Source organism: Pseudomonas sp. J380 (assembly GCF_009827115.1).
GTDB classification, from domain to species: Bacteria; Pseudomonadota; Gammaproteobacteria; order Pseudomonadales; family Pseudomonadaceae; genus Aquipseudomonas; species Aquipseudomonas paracarnis.
The window spans coordinates 4363132-4383575 of record NZ_CP043060.1; the positions used below are offsets into that span (position 1 = coordinate 4363132).

General features: G+C 60.4%; 19 protein-coding genes. 12 read left to right on the forward strand and 7 right to left on the reverse strand.

Annotated features, from left to right (window positions below; all coding sequences use genetic code 11):
- Positions 1 to 47: 47 nt before the first annotated feature.
- A complete protein-coding gene (locus tag FXO12_RS19660; protein WP_003195252.1) occupies positions 48 to 1424 on the reverse strand; it encodes a glutamine synthetase family protein in 1377 nt (458 codons plus the stop codon).
- A gap of 597 nt (positions 1425 to 2021) precedes the next feature.
- On the opposite strand from FXO12_RS19660, the gene FXO12_RS19665 reads away from it, so the two are divergent.
- The 7 genes from FXO12_RS19665 to FXO12_RS19695 all read left to right on the forward strand — a co-directional run bounded on the left by FXO12_RS19665 (position 2022) and on the right by FXO12_RS19695 (position 10393).
- Positions 2022 to 3380, forward strand: a complete 1359-nt coding sequence (locus tag FXO12_RS19665; RefSeq protein ID WP_003195249.1) for a glutamine synthetase family protein — start codon at positions 2022 to 2024, stop codon at positions 3378 to 3380.
- Between the two features lie 57 nt (positions 3381 to 3437).
- Entirely contained in the window at positions 3438 to 4802 is a 1365-nt protein-coding gene (locus FXO12_RS19670) for an aspartate aminotransferase family protein (protein ID WP_057976415.1), read from the forward strand.
- A 183-nt stretch (positions 4803 to 4985) separates the two neighbouring features.
- Positions 4986 to 6080: a polyamine ABC transporter substrate-binding protein gene (locus FXO12_RS19675; RefSeq protein WP_019817783.1), complete on the forward strand. Its 1095-nt coding sequence runs from the start codon at positions 4986 to 4988 to the stop codon at positions 6078 to 6080.
- A 211-nt stretch (positions 6081 to 6291) separates the two neighbouring features.
- Complete coding sequence (locus tag FXO12_RS19680) at positions 6292 to 7386, forward strand: polyamine ABC transporter substrate-binding protein (protein ID WP_014720384.1); 1095 nt, start codon at positions 6292 to 6294, stop codon at positions 7384 to 7386.
- Between the two features lie 66 nt (positions 7387 to 7452).
- On the forward strand, positions 7453 to 8595 hold the full coding sequence (locus FXO12_RS19685) for an ABC transporter ATP-binding protein (protein WP_003195240.1): 1143 nt from the start codon (positions 7453 to 7455) through the stop codon (positions 8593 to 8595).
- Positions 8592 to 9512 (forward strand): ABC transporter permease subunit, encoded by a 921-nt coding sequence (locus FXO12_RS19690; protein WP_057976417.1) that lies wholly within the window; start codon positions 8592 to 8594, stop codon positions 9510 to 9512. Before FXO12_RS19685 ends, FXO12_RS19690 begins: the two co-directional genes overlap by 4 nt.
- The gene (locus tag FXO12_RS19695) at positions 9509 to 10393 is read left to right on the forward strand and encodes an ABC transporter permease subunit (RefSeq protein WP_003195236.1); all 885 of its coding nucleotides are present in this window, start codon (positions 9509 to 9511) and stop codon (positions 10391 to 10393) included. Before FXO12_RS19690 ends, FXO12_RS19695 begins: the two co-directional genes overlap by 4 nt.
- 129 nt (positions 10394 to 10522) lie before the next feature.
- Here the strand turns inward: FXO12_RS19695 and FXO12_RS19700 are convergent, their stop codons facing one another.
- A complete protein-coding gene (locus tag FXO12_RS19700; RefSeq protein WP_057976419.1) occupies positions 10523 to 11164 on the reverse strand; it encodes an HD domain-containing protein in 642 nt (213 codons plus the stop codon).
- Between the two features lie 248 nt (positions 11165 to 11412).
- On the opposite strand from FXO12_RS19700, the gene FXO12_RS19705 reads away from it, so the two are divergent.
- A complete protein-coding gene (locus FXO12_RS19705) occupies positions 11413 to 12378 on the forward strand; it encodes a GlxA family transcriptional regulator (protein WP_034128992.1) in 966 nt (321 codons plus the stop codon).
- Here the strand turns inward: FXO12_RS19705 and FXO12_RS19710 are convergent.
- Entirely contained in the window at positions 12356 to 12709 is a 354-nt protein-coding gene (locus FXO12_RS19710; RefSeq protein ID WP_034128991.1) for a carboxymuconolactone decarboxylase family protein, read from the reverse strand. The two genes, FXO12_RS19705 and FXO12_RS19710, sit on opposite strands and share 23 nt — an antisense overlap.
- Before the next feature lie 99 nt (positions 12710 to 12808).
- On the opposite strand from FXO12_RS19710, the gene FXO12_RS19715 reads away from it, so the two are divergent.
- On the forward strand, positions 12809 to 13717 hold the full coding sequence (locus FXO12_RS19715; RefSeq protein WP_034128990.1) for an AraC family transcriptional regulator: 909 nt from the start codon (positions 12809 to 12811) through the stop codon (positions 13715 to 13717).
- Positions 13718 to 13826: 109 nt separating this feature from the next.
- Here FXO12_RS19715 and FXO12_RS19720 read toward each other — a convergent pair whose 3' ends face one another.
- Together FXO12_RS19720 and FXO12_RS19725 are read right to left on the reverse strand one after the other, a co-directional pair.
- On the reverse strand, positions 13827 to 16181 hold the full coding sequence (locus FXO12_RS19720; protein WP_057976421.1) for a penicillin acylase family protein: 2355 nt from the start codon (positions 16179 to 16181) through the stop codon (positions 13827 to 13829).
- A 26-nt stretch (positions 16182 to 16207) separates the two neighbouring features.
- The gene (locus FXO12_RS19725; RefSeq protein WP_057976422.1) at positions 16208 to 16783 is read right to left on the reverse strand and encodes a DUF6436 domain-containing protein; all 576 of its coding nucleotides are present in this window, start codon (positions 16781 to 16783) and stop codon (positions 16208 to 16210) included.
- Between the two features lie 98 nt (positions 16784 to 16881).
- Between FXO12_RS19725 and FXO12_RS19730 the strand changes: the two genes are divergently transcribed.
- Positions 16882 to 17823 (forward strand): alpha/beta hydrolase, encoded by a 942-nt coding sequence (locus FXO12_RS19730; protein ID WP_054896031.1) that lies wholly within the window; start codon positions 16882 to 16884, stop codon positions 17821 to 17823.
- Positions 17824 to 17896: 73 nt separating this feature from the next.
- Here FXO12_RS19730 and FXO12_RS19735 read toward each other — a convergent pair whose 3' ends face one another.
- On the reverse strand, positions 17897 to 18649 hold the full coding sequence (locus FXO12_RS19735; protein ID WP_003195224.1) for a DUF2059 domain-containing protein: 753 nt from the start codon (positions 18647 to 18649) through the stop codon (positions 17897 to 17899).
- Between the two features lie 131 nt (positions 18650 to 18780).
- On the opposite strand from FXO12_RS19735, the gene FXO12_RS19740 reads away from it, so the two are divergent.
- Together FXO12_RS19740 and FXO12_RS19745 are read left to right on the forward strand one after the other, a co-directional pair.
- Positions 18781 to 19413 (forward strand): 2OG-Fe(II) oxygenase, encoded by a 633-nt coding sequence (locus FXO12_RS19740; RefSeq protein WP_054895976.1) that lies wholly within the window; start codon positions 18781 to 18783, stop codon positions 19411 to 19413.
- Positions 19414 to 19415: 2 nt separating this feature from the next.
- Positions 19416 to 19898, forward strand: a complete 483-nt coding sequence (locus FXO12_RS19745; protein WP_057976424.1) for a DUF523 domain-containing protein — start codon at positions 19416 to 19418, stop codon at positions 19896 to 19898.
- Positions 19899 to 19946: 48 nt separating this feature from the next.
- Here FXO12_RS19745 and FXO12_RS19750 read toward each other — a convergent pair whose 3' ends face one another.
- Positions 19947 to 20420, reverse strand: a complete 474-nt coding sequence (locus tag FXO12_RS19750; protein ID WP_057976426.1) for a transporter substrate-binding domain-containing protein — start codon at positions 20418 to 20420, stop codon at positions 19947 to 19949.
- Between the last annotated feature and the right edge of the window lie 24 nt (positions 20421 to 20444).

Consider the following 20444-nt stretch of genomic DNA (forward strand, 5'->3'; position numbering starts at 1 on the left):
AACGCCACTGACCAAAATCAGCGGCGTTCTTTTATTGCAGCAACCGCTTACACGGTATGCAGGTACCAGTTGTACTCAAGGTCGGAGATGGAGTGTTCAAACTCCTCCAACTCACTTTCCTTACAGGCGACGAAGATATCGATGTATTTAGGATCGATGTACTTGGCCATCACCTCGCTGTCGTCCAACTCACGCAGCGCATCGCGCAGGTTGTTCGGCAGGCTCTGCTCGTTCTGCTCGTAGCTGTTGCCTTCCACTGGAGCGTTCGGCTCGATCTTGTTGGTCAGGCCGTGGTGTACGCCCGCCAATACCGAGGCCATCAGCAGGTAAGGGTTGGCATCGGCGCCAGCCACACGGTGTTCGATACGCACGGCATCGGACGAGCCGGTGGGTACGCGAATCGCCACGGTGCGGTTATCCAGGCCCCAGCACGGCGAGTTCGGCACGTAGAACTGTGCGCCGAAACGACGGTAGGAGTTGACGTTGGGGCACAGGAACGCCATTTGGGCGGGTAGGGTCTCCAGCACACCGCCGATCGCGTGACGCAATGCGGCGTTCTGCTCGGGATCCTCGCTGGCAAAGATGTTCTTGCCGTCCTTGTCCAGAATGGAAATGTGTACGTGCAGCCCGTTGCCTGCCTGGCCTGGGTAAGGCTTGGCCATGAAGGTGGTGTCCATCTCATGGTCGTAGGCGATGTTCTTGATCAGGCGCTTGAGCAGTACCGCGTAGTCGCAGGCCTTGATCGGGTCGGCGACGTGGTGCAGGTTCACTTCGAACTGCGCCGGGGCACTTTCCTTGACGATGGCATCGGCCGGAATGCCTTGCTCCTTGGCACCTTCCAGAATGTCCTGGAGGCAGTCGACGTATTCGTCGAGGTCGTCGATCAGGTAGACCTGTGTCGAGTGCGGGCGTTTGCCGGAGATCGGCGAGCGGGGCGGTTGTGGGCGGCCGTTCACGTTCTCCTGGTCGATCAGGTAGAACTCAAGCTCGAAAGCGGCGCAGATGGTCAGACCGAGGTCGTCAAACTTGGTGACAACTTGGCGGAGCACTTCGCGCGGATCGGCGAAGAAAGGTTCACCTTCAAGTTCGTGCATGGTCATCAGCAGTTGCGCGGTGGGGCGCTTTTGCCAGGGTTCATTGCACAGGGTGTCGGGGATTGGATAACAGATTCGGTCAGCATCACCGATGTCCAGGCCCAGGCCGGTGCTTTCCACCGTAGAGCCGTTGATATCCAGGGCAAATAAAGAGGCAGGCAGGTTAATGCCCTTCTCGTAAACCTTGTGGAGGCTGGTGCGTTCGATGCGCTTACCGCGCACCACACCATTCATATCCGCAATTAGAAGGTCTACGTACAGAACCTCAGGATGATCCTTAAGGAACGCGTTCGCTTCGTTAAGCTGAACGGCACGCGGGGGTACCGACATGATGCAACACCTTTGTTGTTAAAAATATCAATCATTGATCTTTTCTGGTTTCAGTCAACCCGAACGGCCTGCCGAAGTCAAGCGAGGCATTTTTTGCCCTAAAAAAGCGCCATGAAGCCTTTTTTGCGGGGTTTTGGGGCGGTTTTTTGGGTTTTAGGGGCTTGGGACCTGCAGGCTTGAGCGGGCCGTGTAGGATTTTTTACGGGGGTGTTGTGTAAAAAAATGAACAAGGCTAAGCTCGATTCAAACCCATAACAGCAATAATACCGGGGTGCTTCATGTTTCACCTGCCGCCAATCGGCGTCTCTGCCTGCTCCAGCCAGGCGTTGTCCGCAGTTCGTTCGCCCCGCGTGAATGCCCAGGCACCGGCCAATATTCTTGACGGCCCGGCCGATCTCCTTTTTGCCATCTCCGACGCCGCTGAGCGACCCTCATCCGCCGTGCCGATCATAATTGCGCACAACTTTGGCCTGAGGAATGCAACCCATGGGCAAATGGCAGGTAAGCTCCTACCCTGAATGAAAAAACGACGCGGATGCTGCGTCAACCAACGCCTGGCCTTTAATGGATGCCAGGAAACCCAGCCCAGAGGCATTTATGAGTAACAACCTCGACCAGCTCACCGATTGGTTGAAAGACCACAAGATCACAGAAGTCGAATGCATGATTGGCGACCTCACCGGTATTACCCGGGGCAAGATCTCGCCGACCAACAAGTTCATTGCCGAAAAAGGCATGCGCCTGCCCGAGAGTGTTCTGTTGCAGACCGTGACCGGCGACTATGTCGAAGACGACATCTATTACGAATTGCTCGACCCGGCCGACATCGACATGATCTGCCGCCCCGACCAGAACGCGGTATTCCTGGTGCCCTGGGCCATCGAGCCGACTGCCCAGGTGATCCACGACACCTACGACAAGCAAGGCAACCCGATCGAGCTGTCGCCGCGCAACGTGCTCAAGAAAGTCCTCAAGCTCTACTCCGACCGCGGCTGGCAGCCCATCGTGGCGCCGGAGATGGAGTTCTACCTGACCAAGCGCTGCGAAGACCCGGACTTCCCGCTGCAACCGCCGATTGGCCGCTCCGGCCGCCCGGAAACCGGTCGCCAGTCCTTCTCTATAGAAGCAGCCAACGAATTCGACCCGCTGTTCGAAGACGTCTACGACTGGTGCGAACTGCAGGAACTGGACCTCGACACCCTGATCCACGAGGACGGCACCGCGCAGATGGAAATCAACTTCCGTCACGGCGATGCCCTGTCTCTGGCCGACCAGATCCTGGTGTTCAAGCGCACCATGCGTGAAGCCGCGCTCAAGCACGACGTGGCCGCCACCTTCATGGCCAAGCCCATGACCGGCGAGCCCGGCAGCGCGATGCACCTGCACCAGAGCATCATCGACATTGCCACCGGCAAGAACGTCTTCTCCAATGAAGACGGGACCATGAGCCAACTGTTCCTCAACCATATTGGCGGCCTGCAGAAATTCATCCCTGAATTGCTGCCTTTATTCGCCCCCAACGTGAACTCGTTCCGCCGCTTCCTGCCCGACACCTCGGCGCCGGTGAACGTGGAATGGGGCGAAGAAAACCGCACCGTCGGCCTGCGCGTACCGGATGCCGGCCCGCAGAATCGCCGCGTGGAAAACCGCCTGCCGGGCGCCGACGCCAACCCGTACCTGGCGATTGCCGCCAGCCTGTTGTGCGGCTACATCGGCATGGTCGAAGGCCATAACCCGAGCGCGCCGGTGGTGGGCCGCGGTTACGAGCGACGCAACCTGCGCCTGCCGTTGACCATCGAAGACGCCCTGGAACGCATGGAAAACAGCAAGACCATCGAGAAATATCTGGGGCAAAAATTCATCACAGGCTACGTCGCGGTCAAGCGGGCCGAGCATGAAAACTTCAAGCGCGTGATCAGTTCGTGGGAGCGGGAATTCCTGCTCTTCGCCGTCTGATGCGCCGGGCGCGCCCTTCAAACGGCGCGCCTTCACTGAAAAGTCTAGGAGATTGGTATGTCCAGCAACAACCCGCAAACCCGTGAATGGCAAGCCTTGAGCAATGATCACCACCTGGCTCCGTTCAGCGACTTCAAGCAATTGAAAGAGAAAGGCCCAAGGATCATCACCAAAGCCCACGGCGTTTACCTGTGGGACAGCGAAGGCAACAAGATCCTCGACGGTATGGCCGGCCTGTGGTGCGTGGCGATCGGTTACGGTCGCGATGAACTGGCCGATGCCGCCGCCAAGCAGATGAAAGAACTGCCGTACTACAACCTGTTCTTCCAGACCGCACACCCGCCGGTGTTGGAGTTGGCCAAGGTCATTTCCGATGTCGCGCCGGCAGGCATGAATCACGTGTTCTTCACCGGCTCTGGCTCCGAAGGCAACGACACCATGTTGCGCATGGTCCGCCACTACTGGGCGATCAAGGGCCAGCCCAACAAGAAAACCATCATTGCCCGCAAAAATGGCTACCACGGCTCTACCGTGGCCGGCGCCAGCCTGGGCGGCATGACCTATATGCACGAGCAGGGCGACTTGCCGATCCCGGGCATTACTCACATCGCGCAGCCCTACTGGTTTGGCGAAGGCGGCGACATGAGCCCCGAGGAATTCGGTGTGTGGGCCGCCAACCAGTTGGAAGAGAAAATCCTGGAGCTGGGCGTGGACAACGTCGGCGCCTTTATTGCCGAGCCGATCCAGGGTGCCGGTGGCGTGATCGTGCCGCCTGCCACGTACTGGCCGCGCATCAAGGAAATCCTCGCCAAGTACGACATCCTGTTTGTCGCCGACGAAGTAATCTGCGGCTTCGGCCGTACCGGTGAGTGGTTCGGTAGCGTTTTCTACGACCTCAAGCCGCACATGATGACCATCGCCAAGGGCCTGACCTCGGGCTACGTGCCCATGGGCGGCCTGATCGTGCGTGACGAAGTGGTGGAGGTGCTCAACGAAGGGGGCGATTTCAACCACGGCTTTACCTACTCCGGCCACCCGGTGGCCGCGGCCGTGGCGCTGGAAAACATCCGGATCCTGCGCGATGAAAACATCGTTAACCGTGTGCACGACGAAACGGCACCGTATTTGCAAAAGCGTCTGAGGGAACTGGGCGATCATCCGCTGGTGGGTGAAGTCCGCGGCGTCGGTATGCTCGGTGCGATCGAGCTGGTGCAGGACAAGGCGACGCGCAAGCGTCATGAAGGCAAAGGCGCGGGCATGATCTGCCGAACCTTCTGCTTTGAAAATGGCCTGATCATGCGCGCCGTGGGCGACACCATGATCATTTCGCCGCCACTGGTCATCAGCAAGGCTGAAATCGACGAGCTGGTAACCAAGGCCCGCCATTGCCTGGATCTGACTTTGGCTGCCTTGCAGGGCTAAGTGCTAGGCTCAGTGCGCGGTGCACTGGGCAGTTAAAAATGCAGGGGCTTTGGTTGAAAGCCGGCCCCTGAACTTGCCAGACTGTCGCCCTGTTTTGTTGCCCTTCGGTTGGGCCGTAAAACATACAACGCTTGTGGCCCAAAAAAGAAAAAATTGGAGCATCACCAAATGAAGGCATTAGGTTTGAAGAACGCTGGCAAGACCCTCCTCGCCTTGTCCCTGATGGGCGCAATGGCGGGCGCGGCCCAGGCAGACAATAAAGTGCTGCACGTTTACAACTGGTCCGACTACATTGCACCGGACACCATCGCCAACTTTGAAAAAGAGTCGGGCATCAAAGTGGTGTACGACGTTTTTGACAGCAACGAAACCCTGGAAGCCAAGTTGCTGGCAGGCAAGTCCGGCTACGACATCGTCGTGCCGTCGAACAGCTTCCTCGCCAAGCAGATCAAGGCCGGTGTCTACCAGGAGCTGGACAAGTCCAAGCTGTCCAACTACGGCAACCTGAACAAATCCCTGCTCAAAGCCGTATCGGTCAGCGACCCGGACAACAAGCACGCCTTCCCGTACATGTGGGGCTCGATGGGCATCGGCTACAACCCGGAGAAGGTCAAGGCCGCACTGGGCGTGGACAAGATCGACTCGTGGGACGTACTGATGAAGCCGGAAAACATCGCCAAGCTGAAAAGCTGCGGCGTGAGCTTCCTCGATTCGCCAACCGAAATGCTGCCGGTAGCGCTGCATTACCTGGGCCTGCCGACCGACACTACGAAGAAGGCTGATCTGAAACAGGCCGAAGACCTGTTCATGAAAATCCGTCCTTCGATCGGCTACTTCCACTCCTCCAAGTACATCTCCGACCTGGCCAACGGCAACATCTGCGTGGCTGTGGGCTACTCGGGTGACATCGAACAGGCCAAAACCCGCGCGGCTGAAGCCGGTGGCAAGGTCAAGATCGCCTACGACATTCCCAAGGAAGGTGCTGGCAGCTTCTTCGACATGGTCGCCATTCCCAAGGATGCCGAAAACGTCGAGGCTGCCTACGCATTCATGAACTACCTGCTCAAGCCAGACGTCATGGCCGCGATCACCAACAGTGTGCGTTTCCCGAACGGTAACGAGAAAGCCACTGCCCTGGTCGATAAAGACATCACCAGCGACCCGGGTATTTATCCGTCGGCCGAAGTGCAATCCAAGCTCTACGCCATTGCCGACATGCCAGCGGCAACTCAGCGTGAAATGACCCGTAGCTGGACCAAGATCAAATCGGGCAAGTAAGCCTCAAAACCTGTGGGAGGGGGCTTGCCCCCGATGACGGAGTGTCAGTCGGCGATTCTCTCGGATGGTGCATCGCCATCGGGGGCAAGCCCCCTCCCACAAATTAGATCAAAGAAAGTTTTGCCGGATCGGTTTATCGACGGTAAGTTGCGCGCCGGTTTTGTTGCCGGGCAACAACTTCAAGGCCCCAACTATTCAAGAGGACCTCCACTTGCCAATTTCTTTATTTCGCAAAGCCATGCTGGTGGGTGCAGGTATCACGCTGGCTGCCAGCGTACAGGCCGCACCGACGGTGCATATTTATAACTGGTCGGACTACATCGGCCCCGACACCCTGGCCAACTTCGAAAAGGCCAGCGGTATCAAGCCTGTGTATGACGTGTTTGACTCCAACGAAACCCTGGAAGGCAAGTTGCTCGCCGGGCGCACCGGCTACGACGTGGTGGTGCCGTCCAACCATTTCCTGGGCAAGCAGATCAAGGCCGGGGCATTCCAGAAGCTCGACAAGTCACTGCTGACAAACTACGCCAACCTCGACCCGGTGCTGCTCAAGCGCCTGGAAAAGAACGACCCGGGCAACCAGTACGCGGTGCCGTACCTGTGGGGCACCAATGGCATTGGCTACAACGTCGACAAGGTCAAGGAAGTGCTGGGGGTCGACAAGATCGACTCCTGGGCCGTGTTGTTCGAACCGGAAAACATGAAGAAGTTGGCCACTTGCGGCGTGTCGTTCATGGACTCGGCCGATGAAATGCTGCCCGCAGTACTCAACTACATGGGCCTGGACCCCAACAGCACCAACCCGGCCGACTACAAGAAAGCCGAGGAAAAACTGCTGAAAGTGCGGCCCTACGTGACCTACTTCCATTCCTCCAAATACATCTCGGACCTGGCCAACGGCAACATCTGCGTGGCGGCCGGTTTCTCCGGCGATGTGTTCCAGGCCAAGGCCCGTGCGGCGGAGGCGGGCAAAGGCGTGAACATCGCCTACACGATTCCCAAAGAAGGCGGCAACCTGTGGTTCGACGTGCTGGCGATTCCCAAGGATGCCAGCAACGTCAAGGAAGCCCACGCCTTCATCAACTATTTGCTGCAGCCTGAGGTGATCGCTCAGGTCAGCGATCAAGTCGGTTACGCCAACCCTAACCCAGGGGCGGACAAACTGATGGAGCAATCGATACGCACCGACGCAGCGGTTTACCCACCGCAGGCGGTTCTCGAGCGGACATTCGTCAACTTTGAGCTACCCCCGAAAGTGCAGCGTTTAATGACCCGTAGCTGGACCAAGGTCAAGACGGGCAAGTAAGGCTAAAACTATCCAAGGCTGGCCCGCATTGGGCCGGCTGCACAGTTTTTTTTGGGAGTTTCGTAAATGGCAGTTGCCTCCGGCGCCTATAAGAAAGCCCTCGAGGGCGACCAGACACCGAAAAAGGTGTTGGTCAAAATCGACCGGGTCACGAAGAAGTTCGACGAGACGATTGCCGTGGACGATGTGTCCCTGGAAATCAAGAAAGGCGAGATCTTCGCCTTGCTCGGCGGTTCGGGTTCGGGCAAATCCACCTTGCTGCGCATGCTTGCAGGTTTCGAGCGCCCAACCGAAGGTCGCATCTACCTCGACGGTGTGGACATCACCGACATGCCGCCCTACGAGCGGCCGATCAACATGATGTTCCAGTCCTACGCCTTGTTCCCGCACATGACCGTGGCGCAGAACATCGCCTTCGGCCTGCAACAGGACAAGATCCCCAAGGCTGAAGTCGACGCACGCGTGGCCGAGATGCTCAAGCTGGTGCAGATGAGCCAGTACGCCAAGCGCAAGCCGCACCAATTGTCCGGCGGCCAGCGCCAGCGTGTGGCCTTGGCCCGCTCCTTGGCCAAGCGCCCGAAGCTGCTGCTGCTCGATGAGCCGATGGGCGCACTGGACAAGAAGCTGCGCTCGCAGATGCAACTTGAGTTGGTGGAGATCATCGAGCGCGTTGGGGTGACCTGCGTGATGGTGACCCACGACCAGGAAGAAGCCATGACCATGGCCGAACGCATCGCGATCATGCACCTGGGCTGGATCGCCCAGATCGGCAGCCCCATCGATATCTACGAAACTCCCACCAGCCGCCTGGTGTGCGAGTTCATTGGCAACGTCAACATTTTCGACACCCAAGTGGTGGACGACGCTGAAGGCCACGCGGTGCTCAAGTGCCCGGACCTGGACCGCGACATCTACGTGGGCTACGGCATCGCCACCTCGGTGGAAGACAAGTCGGTGACCTACGCGATTCGCCCGGAAAAGCTGCTGGTGACCACTGAAATGCCAACCTGCGAGCACAACTGGTCCAGCGGCAAGGTGCACGACATCGCCTACCTGGGCGGCCACTCGGTGTTCTACGTGGAGCTGCCGAGCGGCAAGCTGGTGCAGTCTTTCGTCGCCAACGCCGAACGCCGTGGCCAGCGCCCAACCTGGGGTGACCAGGTGTACGTGTGGTGGGAAGACGACAGCGGCGTGGTACTTCGCTCATGAACATGAAGAAATTCAAGCGGCGCTTGGATCGCATCGTGCCCAATGGCAAGCAGGTGGTCATCGGGATTCCCTTCCTCTGGCTGTTCCTGTTTTTCGCACTGCCGTTTTTCATCGTGCTGAAAATCAGCTTTGCCGAAGCCGATGTGGCGATCCCGCCCTATACCGAGATCTATACCTACGTTGAGCAAAAGCTGGAGGTGGTGCTGAACCTGGCCAACTACAGCTTGCTGGCGGGCGACGAGTTGTACATCGCCGCCTACCTGGGCTCGCTGAAGATGGCGTTTTTCAGCACGCTGCTGTGCCTGCTGATCGGCTACCCGATGGCCTACGCCATTGCCACCGCGCGCAAAGAGATGCAGACCGTGCTGGTGCTGCTGATCATGATGCCCACCTGGACCGCCATCCTGATCCGGGTGTATGCGTGGATGGGCATCCTCAGCAACAACGGCCTGCTCAATGGCTTCCTGCTGTCCATGGGCTTGATCAACGAGCCGCTGCAGATCCTCAACACCAACATCGCGGTGTACATCGGCGTGGTCTATTCGTACCTGCCGTTCATGATCCTGCCCCTGTACGCCAACCTGGTGAAGCACGACCAGAGCCTGCTGGAAGCCGCTTCGGACCTCGGTTCGAGCACCTTCAACAGCTTCTGGAAAATCACCGTGCCGCTCTCCAAGAACGGCATCATCGCCGGTTGCATGCTGGTGTTTATCCCGGTGGTGGGCGAGTTCGTGATTCCTGAACTGCTCGGCGGCCCGGAAACCCTGATGATCGGTAAGGTGTTGTGGCAAGAGTTCTTCAACAACCGTGACTGGCCGGTGGCGTCTGCCCTGGCGGTGGTGATGCTGGCGATCCTGATCGTGCCGATCATTCTGTTCAACCGCAGCCAAGCCAAAGAGCTGGAGGGCAAGATATGAAGCGCTTTCGTTTCTCCAGCTTCATGCTGGTCGCAGGCTTGTTGTTCATCTACCTGCCAATGTTGATCCTGGTGATCTACTCGTTCAACGAATCCAAGCTGGTAACAGTGTGGGGCGGTTGGTCGATCAAGTGGTACGTGGGCCTGTTGGACAACACCCAGTTGATGGGCTCGGTGGCCCGCTCCTTGGAAATTGCCTGTTACACGGCGGTGGCGGCTGTAGCGTTGGGTACCCTGGCGGCCTTCGTGCTGACGCGCATCAGCCAGTTCAAGGGCCGCACGCTGTTCGGTGGCCTGGTGACGGCACCGTTGGTGATGCCCGAAGTGATCACCGGTCTGTCGCTGTTGCTGCTGTTCGTGGCCATGGCACAGATGATCGGCTGGCCCCAGGAACGTGGCATCGTCACCATCTGGATCGCCCACACCACCTTCTGTGCGGCGTATGTGGCGGTGGTGGTGTCGGCGCGCTTGCGTGAGCTGGACCTGTCGATCGAAGAAGCGGCGATGGACTTGGGCGCACGGCCATGGAAGGTGTTCTTCCTGATCACCATCCCAATGATCGCGCCGTCGCTGGCGGCGGGCGGCATGATGTCGTTCGCGTTATCGCTGGACGACCTGGTACTGGCCAGCTTCGTGTCGGGCCCTGGTTCCACCACCTTGCCGATGGAAGTGTTCTCGGCGGTGCGTCTGGGGGTTAAACCCGAGATCAACGCCGTGGCGAGCCTGATTCTGTTGGCGGTGTCGCTGGTGACCTTCCTGGTGTGGTTCTTCAGCCGTCGGGCCGAAGAGCATCGCAAGAAGGCTATTCAGCAAGCGATTGAAGAAGCCGCAGCGGATGGCTGGCAGCAGCCGGACAAGCGCCGGGCGCCAGCGCCGGTCTGACTGCCGGAACAGGATAAAAGTGTGGGAGCTGGCTTGCCTGCGATGGCGGTGTATCAGTCACTTATAAGGTGCTGACTCACCGTCATCGCAGGCAAGCCAGCTCCCACATTTGATTGCATTTCAGGTTGATTACATCGCCCACGGCGACGTGCGGATCACCTGCACAAAATTCATCGGCTTGAACCCCGGCTCCTGGTCCACCAGCACGTCGGTCTTAACATTGCCAAACGTGGTCTGCGGGCGATGGCGCAAACCGTCGGCGAACGCGCAGATAATGCACTCCTTGAACCCTTCACCTCGTGGATGCGCGTGCACCACCGCTTCGCGCTGCGTGCTGCTGAACGCGGCGTAGTCCATGCCCAACACGTCCATTTCCACCCCGGCGGTTACCAGTGCTACGGTGGGGCGCAGGTGTTGCGGCACACCCGGCGTGGTGTGCAGGGCGATGGACAGCCACACTTGTTCGATATCGTCATCGCTCAACCCATAGGGCTTGAGAAATGCGGCGGCGGCGTTGGCGCCGTCCACTTCAAAACGCTCGTCGTCACTGCGGTGGCCTTCCACCAGGCCCAGGTCATGGAACATCGCGCCGACGTAGAGCAACTCCGGGTTGTAGGCCAATTGCTTGCGCTCACCGCTCAAGGCGCCGAACAGGAAGACGCGGCGCGAATGGTGGTAGAGCAGGTCCGATTCGACGTCGCGGATGTATTCGGTGGTGGCCCTGGCCAAGGTGCTGTCAGGGATCTGGATACCGGCTATGGTGGTGCTCATGGTGGATCTCCTCTGGAAAGATTCCAGTCTGGTCCCATGACCCTGAAGCGGCTATCGCCACAGGGAGGCGATCCCGGCCAATGTGCCGCCACATCGTGCCAAGCATGTAGGCGATCCCCTGTGGGAGCTGGCTTGCCTGCGATAGCATCACCTCGGTGTACCTGAGGTACCGAGTCGTCTGCATCGCAGGCAAGCCAGCTCCCACAAGGGGGTCGCGTTTATCCAGTTGGAAAAAGGTGTTTGTGACCATGGGCAAAACCGTCGCCATCCTGATCTTCCCCGGTGTCCAGTCGCTGGACGTGAGCGGGCCGATGGATGTGTTCTGCGAGGCCAACCGCTTCCTGGCGCCCGAGGATCACTATCGGCTGGAAGTACTCGGCTTTGGCCACGGCGCCATGGCGGCCTCCAACGGTTTGTCACTGCAGGCGCACAAGCACTACAGCGAAGCCCGGCAACCCTATGACCTGTTGCTGGTCGCCGGTGGCCCGCAGTTACCCTTCGAGGATTTCGGCTTCGAGTTTGACGCTTGGCTGCGCGCGGCCGCCGCGAAGGCGCAGCGCTTCGGCTCGATCTGCAATGGCGCCTTCATGCTGGCCCGTGCAGGTCTGCTGGACGGCAAGACCGTCACTACCCATTGGAACGATGCCGCCAGCCTGGCGCGGCTGTGTCCCTCGGCCCAGGTCGAAGCCGACCGTCTCTATGTGCAGGACGGCAAGCTCTACACCTCCGCCGGGGTCACGGCAGGTATCGACCTGTCGTTGTACTTGCTGGCCCAGGATCACGGCCCGGAAGTGGCGCTGAGCGTGGCCAAGCGCCTGGTGGTGTTCACCCAGCGCTCGGGCGGGCAATCGCAGTTCAGCCCGTTCCTCACGCCCCATGCCGAAACCACCTCGGCGGTGGCGCTGGTGCAGCTGTACGTGCTGGCCAACCTGACGGGAGACTTGACCATTGCCGACCTGGCCAAGGCGGCCAATATGAGTGCGCGCAATTTCTCCCGGGTGTTTGCCCGTGAAGCGCGGATTACGCCGGCGGAATTTGTCGAGAGGGCGCGCGTGGATGCGGCGCGGGTGATGCTTGAAAGCAGCCACGCACCGCTTAAAACCGTGGCCTATCAATGCGGCTTTCGCGACGCCCAGCACATGCGCAGTGTGTTCAACCGCCGGCTGGGCGTCACGCCGCAACAGTTCAGGCTTAACTTTGCGGCGCCGGTTTGAGCGTGTCGTAGGCTTCCAGGGCGCGCAACGAGTAGATGTAGGCCGCGCCTGCATTCAGCGAGATCGCGGTGGCCAGTGTGGCCGCCACTTCTTCGCGGGTTGCCCCGGCCTTGATCGCGGCATCGGCATGCACGCCGATGCAACCGTCGCAGCGGGTGGTGATCGCCACCGCGATGGAAATCAGTTCACGGGTCTTGGCGTCGAGTACATTGTTTTCCTCGGCAGCTTCCCCCAGCGCCATGTAGGCTTTGACCATCTTCGGGTTGCTCTTGCCCAGTGAGCCAAAGGCTTTCTTCACGGTAGGCAGCAAGTCGGACCAGTTATTGAACATTGCGGTAACTCCTGAACAGGTTGGGTGTGAAGCCAGTCTGTAGCGTTGAAGGCTACGGCTATTGTTCAATCCGCTCATTTTTTTGACCGATGCTCGCAAATGAATGCCATCGACACCCTTATCGCGCTGGCCAACCTGCGCGGCAGTCTGGATTTGCGTTGCCAGTTCCAAGGGGACTGGGCGTTGGACCATGCGCCGGAAAACCTCGGCGTGGCGCCTTATCACATCGTGCTTAGCGGCACCTGCCGCGCCGAGTTGTCTGGCGGGCAATATGTAACGTTGGAGGAGGGCGATATCCTGCTGATGCCCGGTGGCGGTACCCACTTGCTGCGCAGCCAGGGCGCGCGGATCCGCCCGATGCAGCCTCGCGTTATCGAGGGGGGTGCGCTGACCGTGCACCGTTTGGGCGGTGAACAGCCGGATGTGGATATGCTGTGTGGCAGCTTTCACTACAACCGCCAATCGCTGTTGTTCGATGCGTTGCCGGACTACCTGGTGGTGTCCAGCCGCCAGTGGCAAGGCGATGGGCAACTGGCGGCGTTGATAGCGTTGCTGCGCAGTGAAGCGGACGGGCAGCAAGTGGGTGCCCGTTCGTTTATCAATGCGCTGTCGTCAGCCCTGTTCACATTGATCCTGCGCAGTTGGCTGAGCGACCAGGCGCCAGGGGCGGGAACCTTCGCCTTGCTCGCTGACAAGCGCTTGAGCAAGGCCTGGCAAGCCATGCTGGCCGAACCTGGGCATGAATGGACCATCGATGGTCTGGCGTCGGCGGCCAGCATGTCCCGTGCGACCTTTATGCGTGCGTTCGTCAAAGTGGCAGGTGTATCGCCCTGGGTGTTGCTCACCCAATTGCGCATGGAGATGGCGTTCAACCTGCTGCGCCAGTCACGCCTGAGCCTGATCGATATCGCCGCCCAGGTGGGTTATCAGTCCCAGGCGGCGTTCAGCAAGAAATTCAAGGACACCTACGGCCAAGCGCCAGGGCGCATGCGGGCTCACACCCGATGATCATTCCCACGCTCTGCGTGGTAACGCCTCTTGGGACACTCTGCGTCCCGCTTCTAAGGGCGGACGCGGAGCGTCCATGGCTGCATTCCCACGCGGAGCGTGGGAACGATCATCGGGCGGGTAGCAGTTTCAAGGTGCCGCGGGTATTGGCCGTCACTTCCTCCTCACTGAAGTGCGCCTGCTCATACCTGCCCTCGATATAGCTCTGCGCCTGGTCGCCATAGTGCGTATCAAAGGGCACACCGCTTTGCCCCACCGGGTTGATGGTGAGGGCGTGGGCCGGGTCGGCGAAGTCGATCAGGCGCCGTGTCGACGGGCCGTAGGTCACAGGCCACGGCGCCGGGCCAATCGGGGCGGTCTGGTTGTTCGGCACTTCGTGGCTGCCCGGTGCCGGGAACGGGCCGACGTTGAAGATTTTATCCAGCGGTTTTTGCAGGCCCAGCGGGTGGCCGTGGGTCAGGGTGTGCGCCTTGCCCCACTGCCACTGTGCCGGGTCATCGCCGAACGTAGCCTTGAGGTGGGCCAGGCTATTGTCCCAGGCGAGCTTGACGGTGTCGGCCCGATTGCCGTTCCACCAGGGCGAGTCTGCCGACGCGGCCAGGCGGGGCAATGCGGCGTCGATCACGCGGGTGCCGAGCAGGGTCTTGAACAAGGCATCGCCGAGTTTGGGGTGAAAGGTTGCGTCGCTGAGGTTGAACAGCAACTGGTTGAACAGCGTGGCATTGGTGGAGTCCAGCGGGTAGTCACCCTTCCAGTTGGCAAGCTGCTCCACCAGTTTGAGTTGCGCCGGGTCCTTGACCACCTCGCGCAGCACCGGCAACAGCGGTGCCAGCAGGCGTGGGCCGTAGGCGGTGGTGGTGCCCAGTTGCAGGGCCTGGCTGTTGGTCACATCCCACTTCACGCTTGTGTCGCTCAACTGCGCGTTCAACTGCTGGCCGCGGTCAGCCAAGTTGTAATAACCGGGGATCGGCATGCCGGTGGGCGATGCCGGCTGGGCATTGGCGGACACCACATAGCCGCGCGGCGGGTTTTCTTCCTGGGGGTTGGCACTGAAGGGGTAGAAACCCAGCTTGTCGGCCTGGGCAGTGCTACCGTCGAGGATGAACGCCGGGTTGACGCCGGCCGGGCGGATCGGCAACTGCGCTGCCGCCCACCAGCCGATATCGCCTTTGGCATTGGCCCACACGATGTTCAGGCCTGGCGCCGACACCTTGGCGGCTGCGGCACGTGCCTTGGGCAGGGTGTCGGCACGGTTGAGCTGATAGAAACCATCGAGGATCGGGTTTTCACTGTCCAGGAACGCCCACCACATGGCAATCGGTGTGCTGCCGGCGTTATCACCGAGCACGTCGTTGATGATCGGGCCGTGGGGCGAGCGGCGCAGGGTGAGGGTTACCGGCGCCTGGCCCTTGACCTGGATCTGCTGCTCGCTGCTGCTCATGTCCACCCATTGGCCGTGATACCAAACCTGGTTGGGGTTGTCCGGGTTGACCTTCTCGGCGACCAGGTCGAGGTCGTCGTTCTGGAACATGGTCAGGCTCCAGCCGAAGTCCAGGTTGTGCCCCAGGAACGCCACCGGTACCAGCGCGTTGTGGTAGCCGTACAACTCGAAGCCTGGCGCCGACAGCTGCGCCTCGTACCAGACCGAAGGCACCGAGAAACGGATATGAGGGTCACCCGCCAGCAACGGTTTGCCGCTTTGGGTATGACTGCCGCTGACGGCCCAGGCATTGCTGCCTTCGAACTGCGGCAGGCCGTTGTCGGCCAGGGCCTTTTCGCTCAGGGCGGCGATGGCGCCAAGCGTCTGCCAATCGCTGGCCGCCAGGTTGAGGGCGCCCTTGGGTTGCCAGTCGAGATCGAAGACGTTCAAGTAGGCGCTGCCCAGCCGGTCGCGCACGTAGGTCAGTACCGGCTCGGTACGAAAGGCTGCGGCAAAGCTGTAGGCCATGTACCCGGCGACGCTGATGCTGTCTTCGGCGGTAAACGGGCGCTTGGCGATGCCCAGCACATCGAATTCCATGGGGCTGGCGTGGCTGTCCTGATACTGGTTGATCCCGTCCAGGTAGGCTTGCAGGGCCTTGGACGAGGCTGAGCCAGGGTCCATGTGCTCCACATAGCTCAAGGCACGCTCGCGAATGCGCAGGCTGCGAAACAGTTTGTCGGTCTCCAGCAGCTTGGGCCCCAGCACCTCGGCCAGTTCGCCACGGGCCAGGCGCCGCATGATCTCCATCTGGAACAGGCGGTCCTGGGCATGCACATAGCCCAGGGCGCGGTACAGGTCGGCTTCGTTTTCGGCGCGGATATGCGGTACGCCACGGTCGTCGTAGCGCACCGTGACCGAGCCTTGCAGGTGCGCCAGCGTCACCGTGCCCTGGCGCGTGGGTTGTTTGCTGTAGACGTACCAACCGACGCCCAGGGCGACCAGCACAATCAGCACCGCAAAAACCTGCAAGACGCGCTTCATGAACATTCCTTACCAAAGTGGACGGACTACAGATCCTTAGGCCACGAACAATAGCAGCCTACCGCGAGGGTGTGAGTGGCATTCACTTCGCGTCCGGCTCCGAGGGCCTTGAGGATTGGCTCGATAAAACTGTTGCTGGCGTTGCACGTCAGGCCTTCGCTGTAGGGGCCGAAATACGCCAGCTTGCCGGTGCGGTCCCAAATGCCCACGGCCGGGCTGGCGGGGATCTGGTCCGCGCCGGGCAGGGCATCGAGGACTTTCAGATGGCGCAGGTTCTCGGGCAACTGGCCGTGGCTGCCGGGTTTTTGCAGGGCATAGAACTCCACCCCTTGGGGCGCGTACTGCTCGATCAACTCGCCCAGGTGTTGCTGGTTACCGACATTGCACGGGCAGGCCGGGTCCCAGAAGTGCACCAGGCGAATCGGGCCAGGGCCGCTGAGAGCTGCGGGCAGTTGCAGCGTATCCCCGGAAAATACCGCGGTGTGTTCGCTGAAGGCGCGTAGGTAGCGGCCCTGGAACCAGTCATAGGCCGCCCACAGCACACCGGCGCAGATAACCAGGATCAGGCTGGCGAACAGGGCGTTACGGTAGGGCGGTCGCATTGGATGTATCCTCGCAGGTCGCGTAGCTTGCCATGCTTGTCCTGACAGATGAATATCGCAGCTCGATATTCATCTTCACCGCAAGTCTGGAAACCTTTATGCCCGTCACCTTTGACCCTGATCATCTGCGCGAAAGCTTGCGCCCCCTGGTGGATGCGCAACCGCTGTCAGCCGAGGCGAGGGTTTACCAGCGTTTCTACGGGCTCGACCTGGCCGCACGCCAGGTGCCGGCGGTGAGCCGCCTGGGGCGCTTGCAGGTGGATGGGTTCGAGGTGGTGGCCCAGGTCTGGTGGCCGCCAGCGCCAGTGGCGACGATGTTCCTGTTCCACGGTTTCTACGATCACATGGGGCTGTATCGCCATGTGGTGGATTGGGCGTTGGACCAGGGCTTCGTGGTGATCGCCTGCGACCTGCCTGGCCATGGCTTGTCCAGCGGCGCACGCGCCAGCATCGATGACTTTGCGGTGTACCAGAGCGTGGTGCAGGCGTTGTTCGTCGAGGCCAAGGCGCTGCAATTGCCGCAACCCTGGCACCTGTTCGGGCAAAGCACCGGCGGCGCCATCGTGGTGGACCACCTGCTCAACCACGGTGCCCAAAGCCCGGCCCAGGGCAAGACCTTCCTGCTGTCGCCGTTGGTGCGGCCGCGTGCCTGGGGTTGGTCGCAGGTCAGCTATTACCTGCTGCGCCCGTTCGTCAAAGGCATCGCCCGGCGTTTCAGCGATAACTCCAACGACCCTGCGTTCAAGCCGTTCCTGGAAGCCGACCCGCTACAGCCTCGCCAACTGCCTACCGCCTGGGTGGGTTCGCTGGCGCGCTGGATCAAACGCATCGAAGCCGCACCACGCAGCCCCCGGCGCCCGGTGATCGTGCAGGGTGAGGAAGATATGACGGTGGACTGGCAGCACAATTTGCAGGTGTTGCGGGGTAAGTTCGACCGGCCTGAGGTGTTGATGCTCAAGCAGGGGCGGCATCACTTGGCCAATGAAATTCCGCAGATTCGCGAAGCATATTTTAACTTCCTCACGGATCACCTGAAATAACGCAGTCCAAATGTGGGAGCTGGCTTGCCTGCGATAGCGGTGTCACTGGCAGGCAAGCCAGCTCCGACAGGGTTTACTGTGTCAGGCTTGAGGTGCTTTGACCAACGGCAAGCCCTGCGCGAATGGCTGCAAGGGCGGCCTGGTAATACGCCTTGCCCTCCGGCGACTCGGCAAAGGTGGCGAACTCTTCCAGCTCCGGGTCGGACAAATCCCGATAGACATACAGCAAGGTATTGTTCAAATCCTTGTCGATCTGCTGCATCAACCGCTCACGCTGGCCATTCAACATTCCTTGCGCCTGACCGCCGCCGAGCAGGCCTGGGATCATCTGGCTCAAGCTGTCGGCCGCCACGCCCGCAATCGCCAGGCTGACCTCGGCGCCGGCCTCGCGGGCGGGCAGGGCCTGGGCCAAGTGGCCGATGATCAGGCTGCGGGTGGCATCGGCTTCAAGTTTAGGCAGACCCTGGGCGTTTTTTGCCAGTTGGTCGCGGCGCGTGGCCAGCAACTCGGCGGCGACGATCTTGCGGCCCAGGGGCGATTGGAAAAACGCCAGGGCAGGTTTCGGGTCGGGCAAGTGCTTGCGCAATTGCGCCTCGGCACGCTGGTCCATGGCCTGGGCTGCAAAGCGTTTATTGCTGTTGTCCACCAGCGCCTGGTACACCACCGGCGGCAGGCTATTGCGGTAGCGCTGCTGGGCGGCACTGAGGGCGTCATTGAAGTGCGCACGTTGTTCAGCCCAGCCGGCGACCTTGTACAACTGGTCATGGCCGTCTGCCCAGGCGGGCAAAACGCAGAACATCAACACAGAAAAAAACAAACGACGCATAAGGACTCCTGTCAGTCGGCCACTATTGTCCGTGTCGGGCGTAGGATTTGTCGAGAAGTCCTATCAGTCACCTGACTAAAGTGTATTCAGACGCTCAACGGCGCTGTCGGATTTTCAGGCGTATGGATACTATGCGCGCCATGCAAATACCCCTCGAACACCCGCTGCTGCAACGCATCGTCGACGACTTGGCCGAAAAAGGCTGGTCGCAGCAAAATGGCTTCCTGCCCCAGGCTCTGACCCTGGAGCTGGCGGCTGAGTGCCGTAAACGTGCGGCGCAAGGTGAACTGGCACCCGCAGCAGTAGGTCGTGGGCCGGCCCAGGAGATTCGCGAGGGCATTCGCGGTGACCATATCCAGTGGTTGGAGGAGGGGGACGCGCCTATCTGCGATACCTACATGGGCGTGATGGACGGCCTGCGCCTGGCGATGAATCGCAGCCTGTTCCTGGGCCTGGAAGATTTCGAAAGCCACTTCGCGATGTATCCGCCGGGCGCGTTTTACCTCAAACATGTAGACCGTTTTCGCGACGATGACCGGCGCATGGTCTCGGCGGTGATCTACTTGAACGACGCCTGGCTGCCCGAGCATGGCGGCCAACTGCGCATGTACCTCAAGGGCGGTGTCGAATACGACGTGGTGCCCACCGGGGGCTGCCTGGTGGTATTCCTGTCGGGCGAGGTGCCTCACGAAGTCCTGCCCGCTACGCGCGAACGCCTGTCCTTGACGGGCTGGTTTCGCCGGCGGGGCAACGAGCCGTTTTAAACATGGAAAAGATTCTGGTCAGCCGCTGCCTGCTCGGGCACAAGGTGCGCTATGACGGCGGGGCCAGCGGCCCGTTCGATCAACTGGCGGCGTGGCAAGCTGAAGGTCGCGTGGTTGCCATCTGCCCGGAAGTGGCGGGCGGCTTGCCCACACCGCGGCCCTCGGCCGAAATCCCAGGCGGGCAGGGCATCGACGTGTGGGAAGGCCGCGCCCAGGTGCTGACGGCCGAGGGCGAAGACTTCACCAGCGCCTTTCTCGACGGTGCCCGCCAAGCCTTGGCGCTGGTGCAACGGCATCACATCCGCATCGCCATTCTCAAGGCCAACAGCCCATCCTGCGGCAATCTGTTGACCTATGACGGCACCTTCAGCGGGGTGAAGGTCAGTGGCGAAGGCGTCACGGCGGCGCTGCTCAAGCGCCATGGTGTGCAGGTGTTCAGTGAGTTGCAGTTGCCTGAGGCGGCGGCGGCCCTCACGCAGCTTTAAGAAGCTTAAACAGATCAAATGTGGGAGCTGGCTTGCCAGCTCCCACATTTATTGCACCTTGAGCCATTTCTGCGACAGCGCCTTCAACCGGCCATCGTCCTTAACCCGCTTCAACGCCCCGTTCAAACTGGTCTTGAACGCCGGGTTGCCCTTCTGGAACGGGATCGCCAATGCCGGCTTCTGGTGATAAGGCTCACTGAAATCGAAACGATCCTCAAGCTCGGCAGTCATAGCCATATGGTTAATGGCCACGTCGTACTTGCCGGTTTCCACGCCGGAAAGCAGGTCAGCGTTATCGGTGGTGATAAACGAGGAGCGCACCTCCATTTCCTTGGCCAGCAGTTCACCCAGCTCCACTTCAAAGCCGGCGAGTTTGTCGCCCTCTTTGAAATTGTACGGCGGAGTATTGGCTTCCAGGGCGATGCGCAGTTCACCGCGATCGTTTACGTCGTCAATCAGTTCGGCATGAGCCAAGGGGCTCAGAAGAGCAAGCAACAGCAACAGGCCAGGCGAAAAGCGCATGGTCACTCCTAAAGAATTCGTACA

Excerpts from the sequence above, each read along its gene's own strand:
- FXO12_RS19695 (WP_003195236.1), top strand. The coding sequence starts at position 9,509 with ATGAAGCGCTTTCGTTTCTCCAGCTTCATGCTGGTCGCAGGCTTGTTG.
- FXO12_RS19730 (WP_054896031.1), top strand. The coding sequence starts at position 16,882 with ATGCCCGTCACCTTTGACCCTGATCATCTGCGCGAAAGCTTGCGCCCC.
- FXO12_RS19740 (WP_054895976.1), top strand. The coding sequence starts at position 18,781 with ATGCGCGCCATGCAAATACCCCTCGAACACCCGCTGCTGCAACGCATC.
- FXO12_RS19700 (WP_057976419.1), bottom strand. The coding sequence starts at position 11,164 with ATGAGCACCACCATAGCCGGTATCCAGATCCCTGACAGCACCTTGGCC.
- FXO12_RS19705 (WP_034128992.1), top strand. The coding sequence starts at position 11,413 with ATGGGCAAAACCGTCGCCATCCTGATCTTCCCCGGTGTCCAGTCGCTG.
- FXO12_RS19745 (WP_057976424.1), top strand. The coding sequence starts at position 19,416 with ATGGAAAAGATTCTGGTCAGCCGCTGCCTGCTCGGGCACAAGGTGCGC.
- FXO12_RS19685 (WP_003195240.1), top strand. The coding sequence starts at position 7,453 with ATGGCAGTTGCCTCCGGCGCCTATAAGAAAGCCCTCGAGGGCGACCAG.
- FXO12_RS19690 (WP_057976417.1), top strand. The coding sequence starts at position 8,592 with ATGAACATGAAGAAATTCAAGCGGCGCTTGGATCGCATCGTGCCCAAT.
- FXO12_RS19725 (WP_057976422.1), bottom strand. The coding sequence starts at position 16,783 with ATGCGACCGCCCTACCGTAACGCCCTGTTCGCCAGCCTGATCCTGGTT.
- FXO12_RS19710 (WP_034128991.1), bottom strand. The coding sequence starts at position 12,709 with ATGTTCAATAACTGGTCCGACTTGCTGCCTACCGTGAAGAAAGCCTTT.
- FXO12_RS19665 (WP_003195249.1), top strand. The coding sequence starts at position 2,022 with ATGAGTAACAACCTCGACCAGCTCACCGATTGGTTGAAAGACCACAAG.
- FXO12_RS19670 (WP_057976415.1), top strand. The coding sequence starts at position 3,438 with ATGTCCAGCAACAACCCGCAAACCCGTGAATGGCAAGCCTTGAGCAAT.
- FXO12_RS19715 (WP_034128990.1), top strand. The coding sequence starts at position 12,809 with ATGAATGCCATCGACACCCTTATCGCGCTGGCCAACCTGCGCGGCAGT.
- FXO12_RS19735 (WP_003195224.1), bottom strand. The coding sequence starts at position 18,649 with ATGCGTCGTTTGTTTTTTTCTGTGTTGATGTTCTGCGTTTTGCCCGCC.
- FXO12_RS19720 (WP_057976421.1), bottom strand. The coding sequence starts at position 16,181 with ATGAAGCGCGTCTTGCAGGTTTTTGCGGTGCTGATTGTGCTGGTCGCC.
- FXO12_RS19750 (WP_057976426.1), bottom strand. The coding sequence starts at position 20,420 with ATGCGCTTTTCGCCTGGCCTGTTGCTGTTGCTTGCTCTTCTGAGCCCC.
- FXO12_RS19660 (WP_003195252.1), bottom strand. The coding sequence starts at position 1,424 with ATGTCGGTACCCCCGCGTGCCGTTCAGCTTAACGAAGCGAACGCGTTC.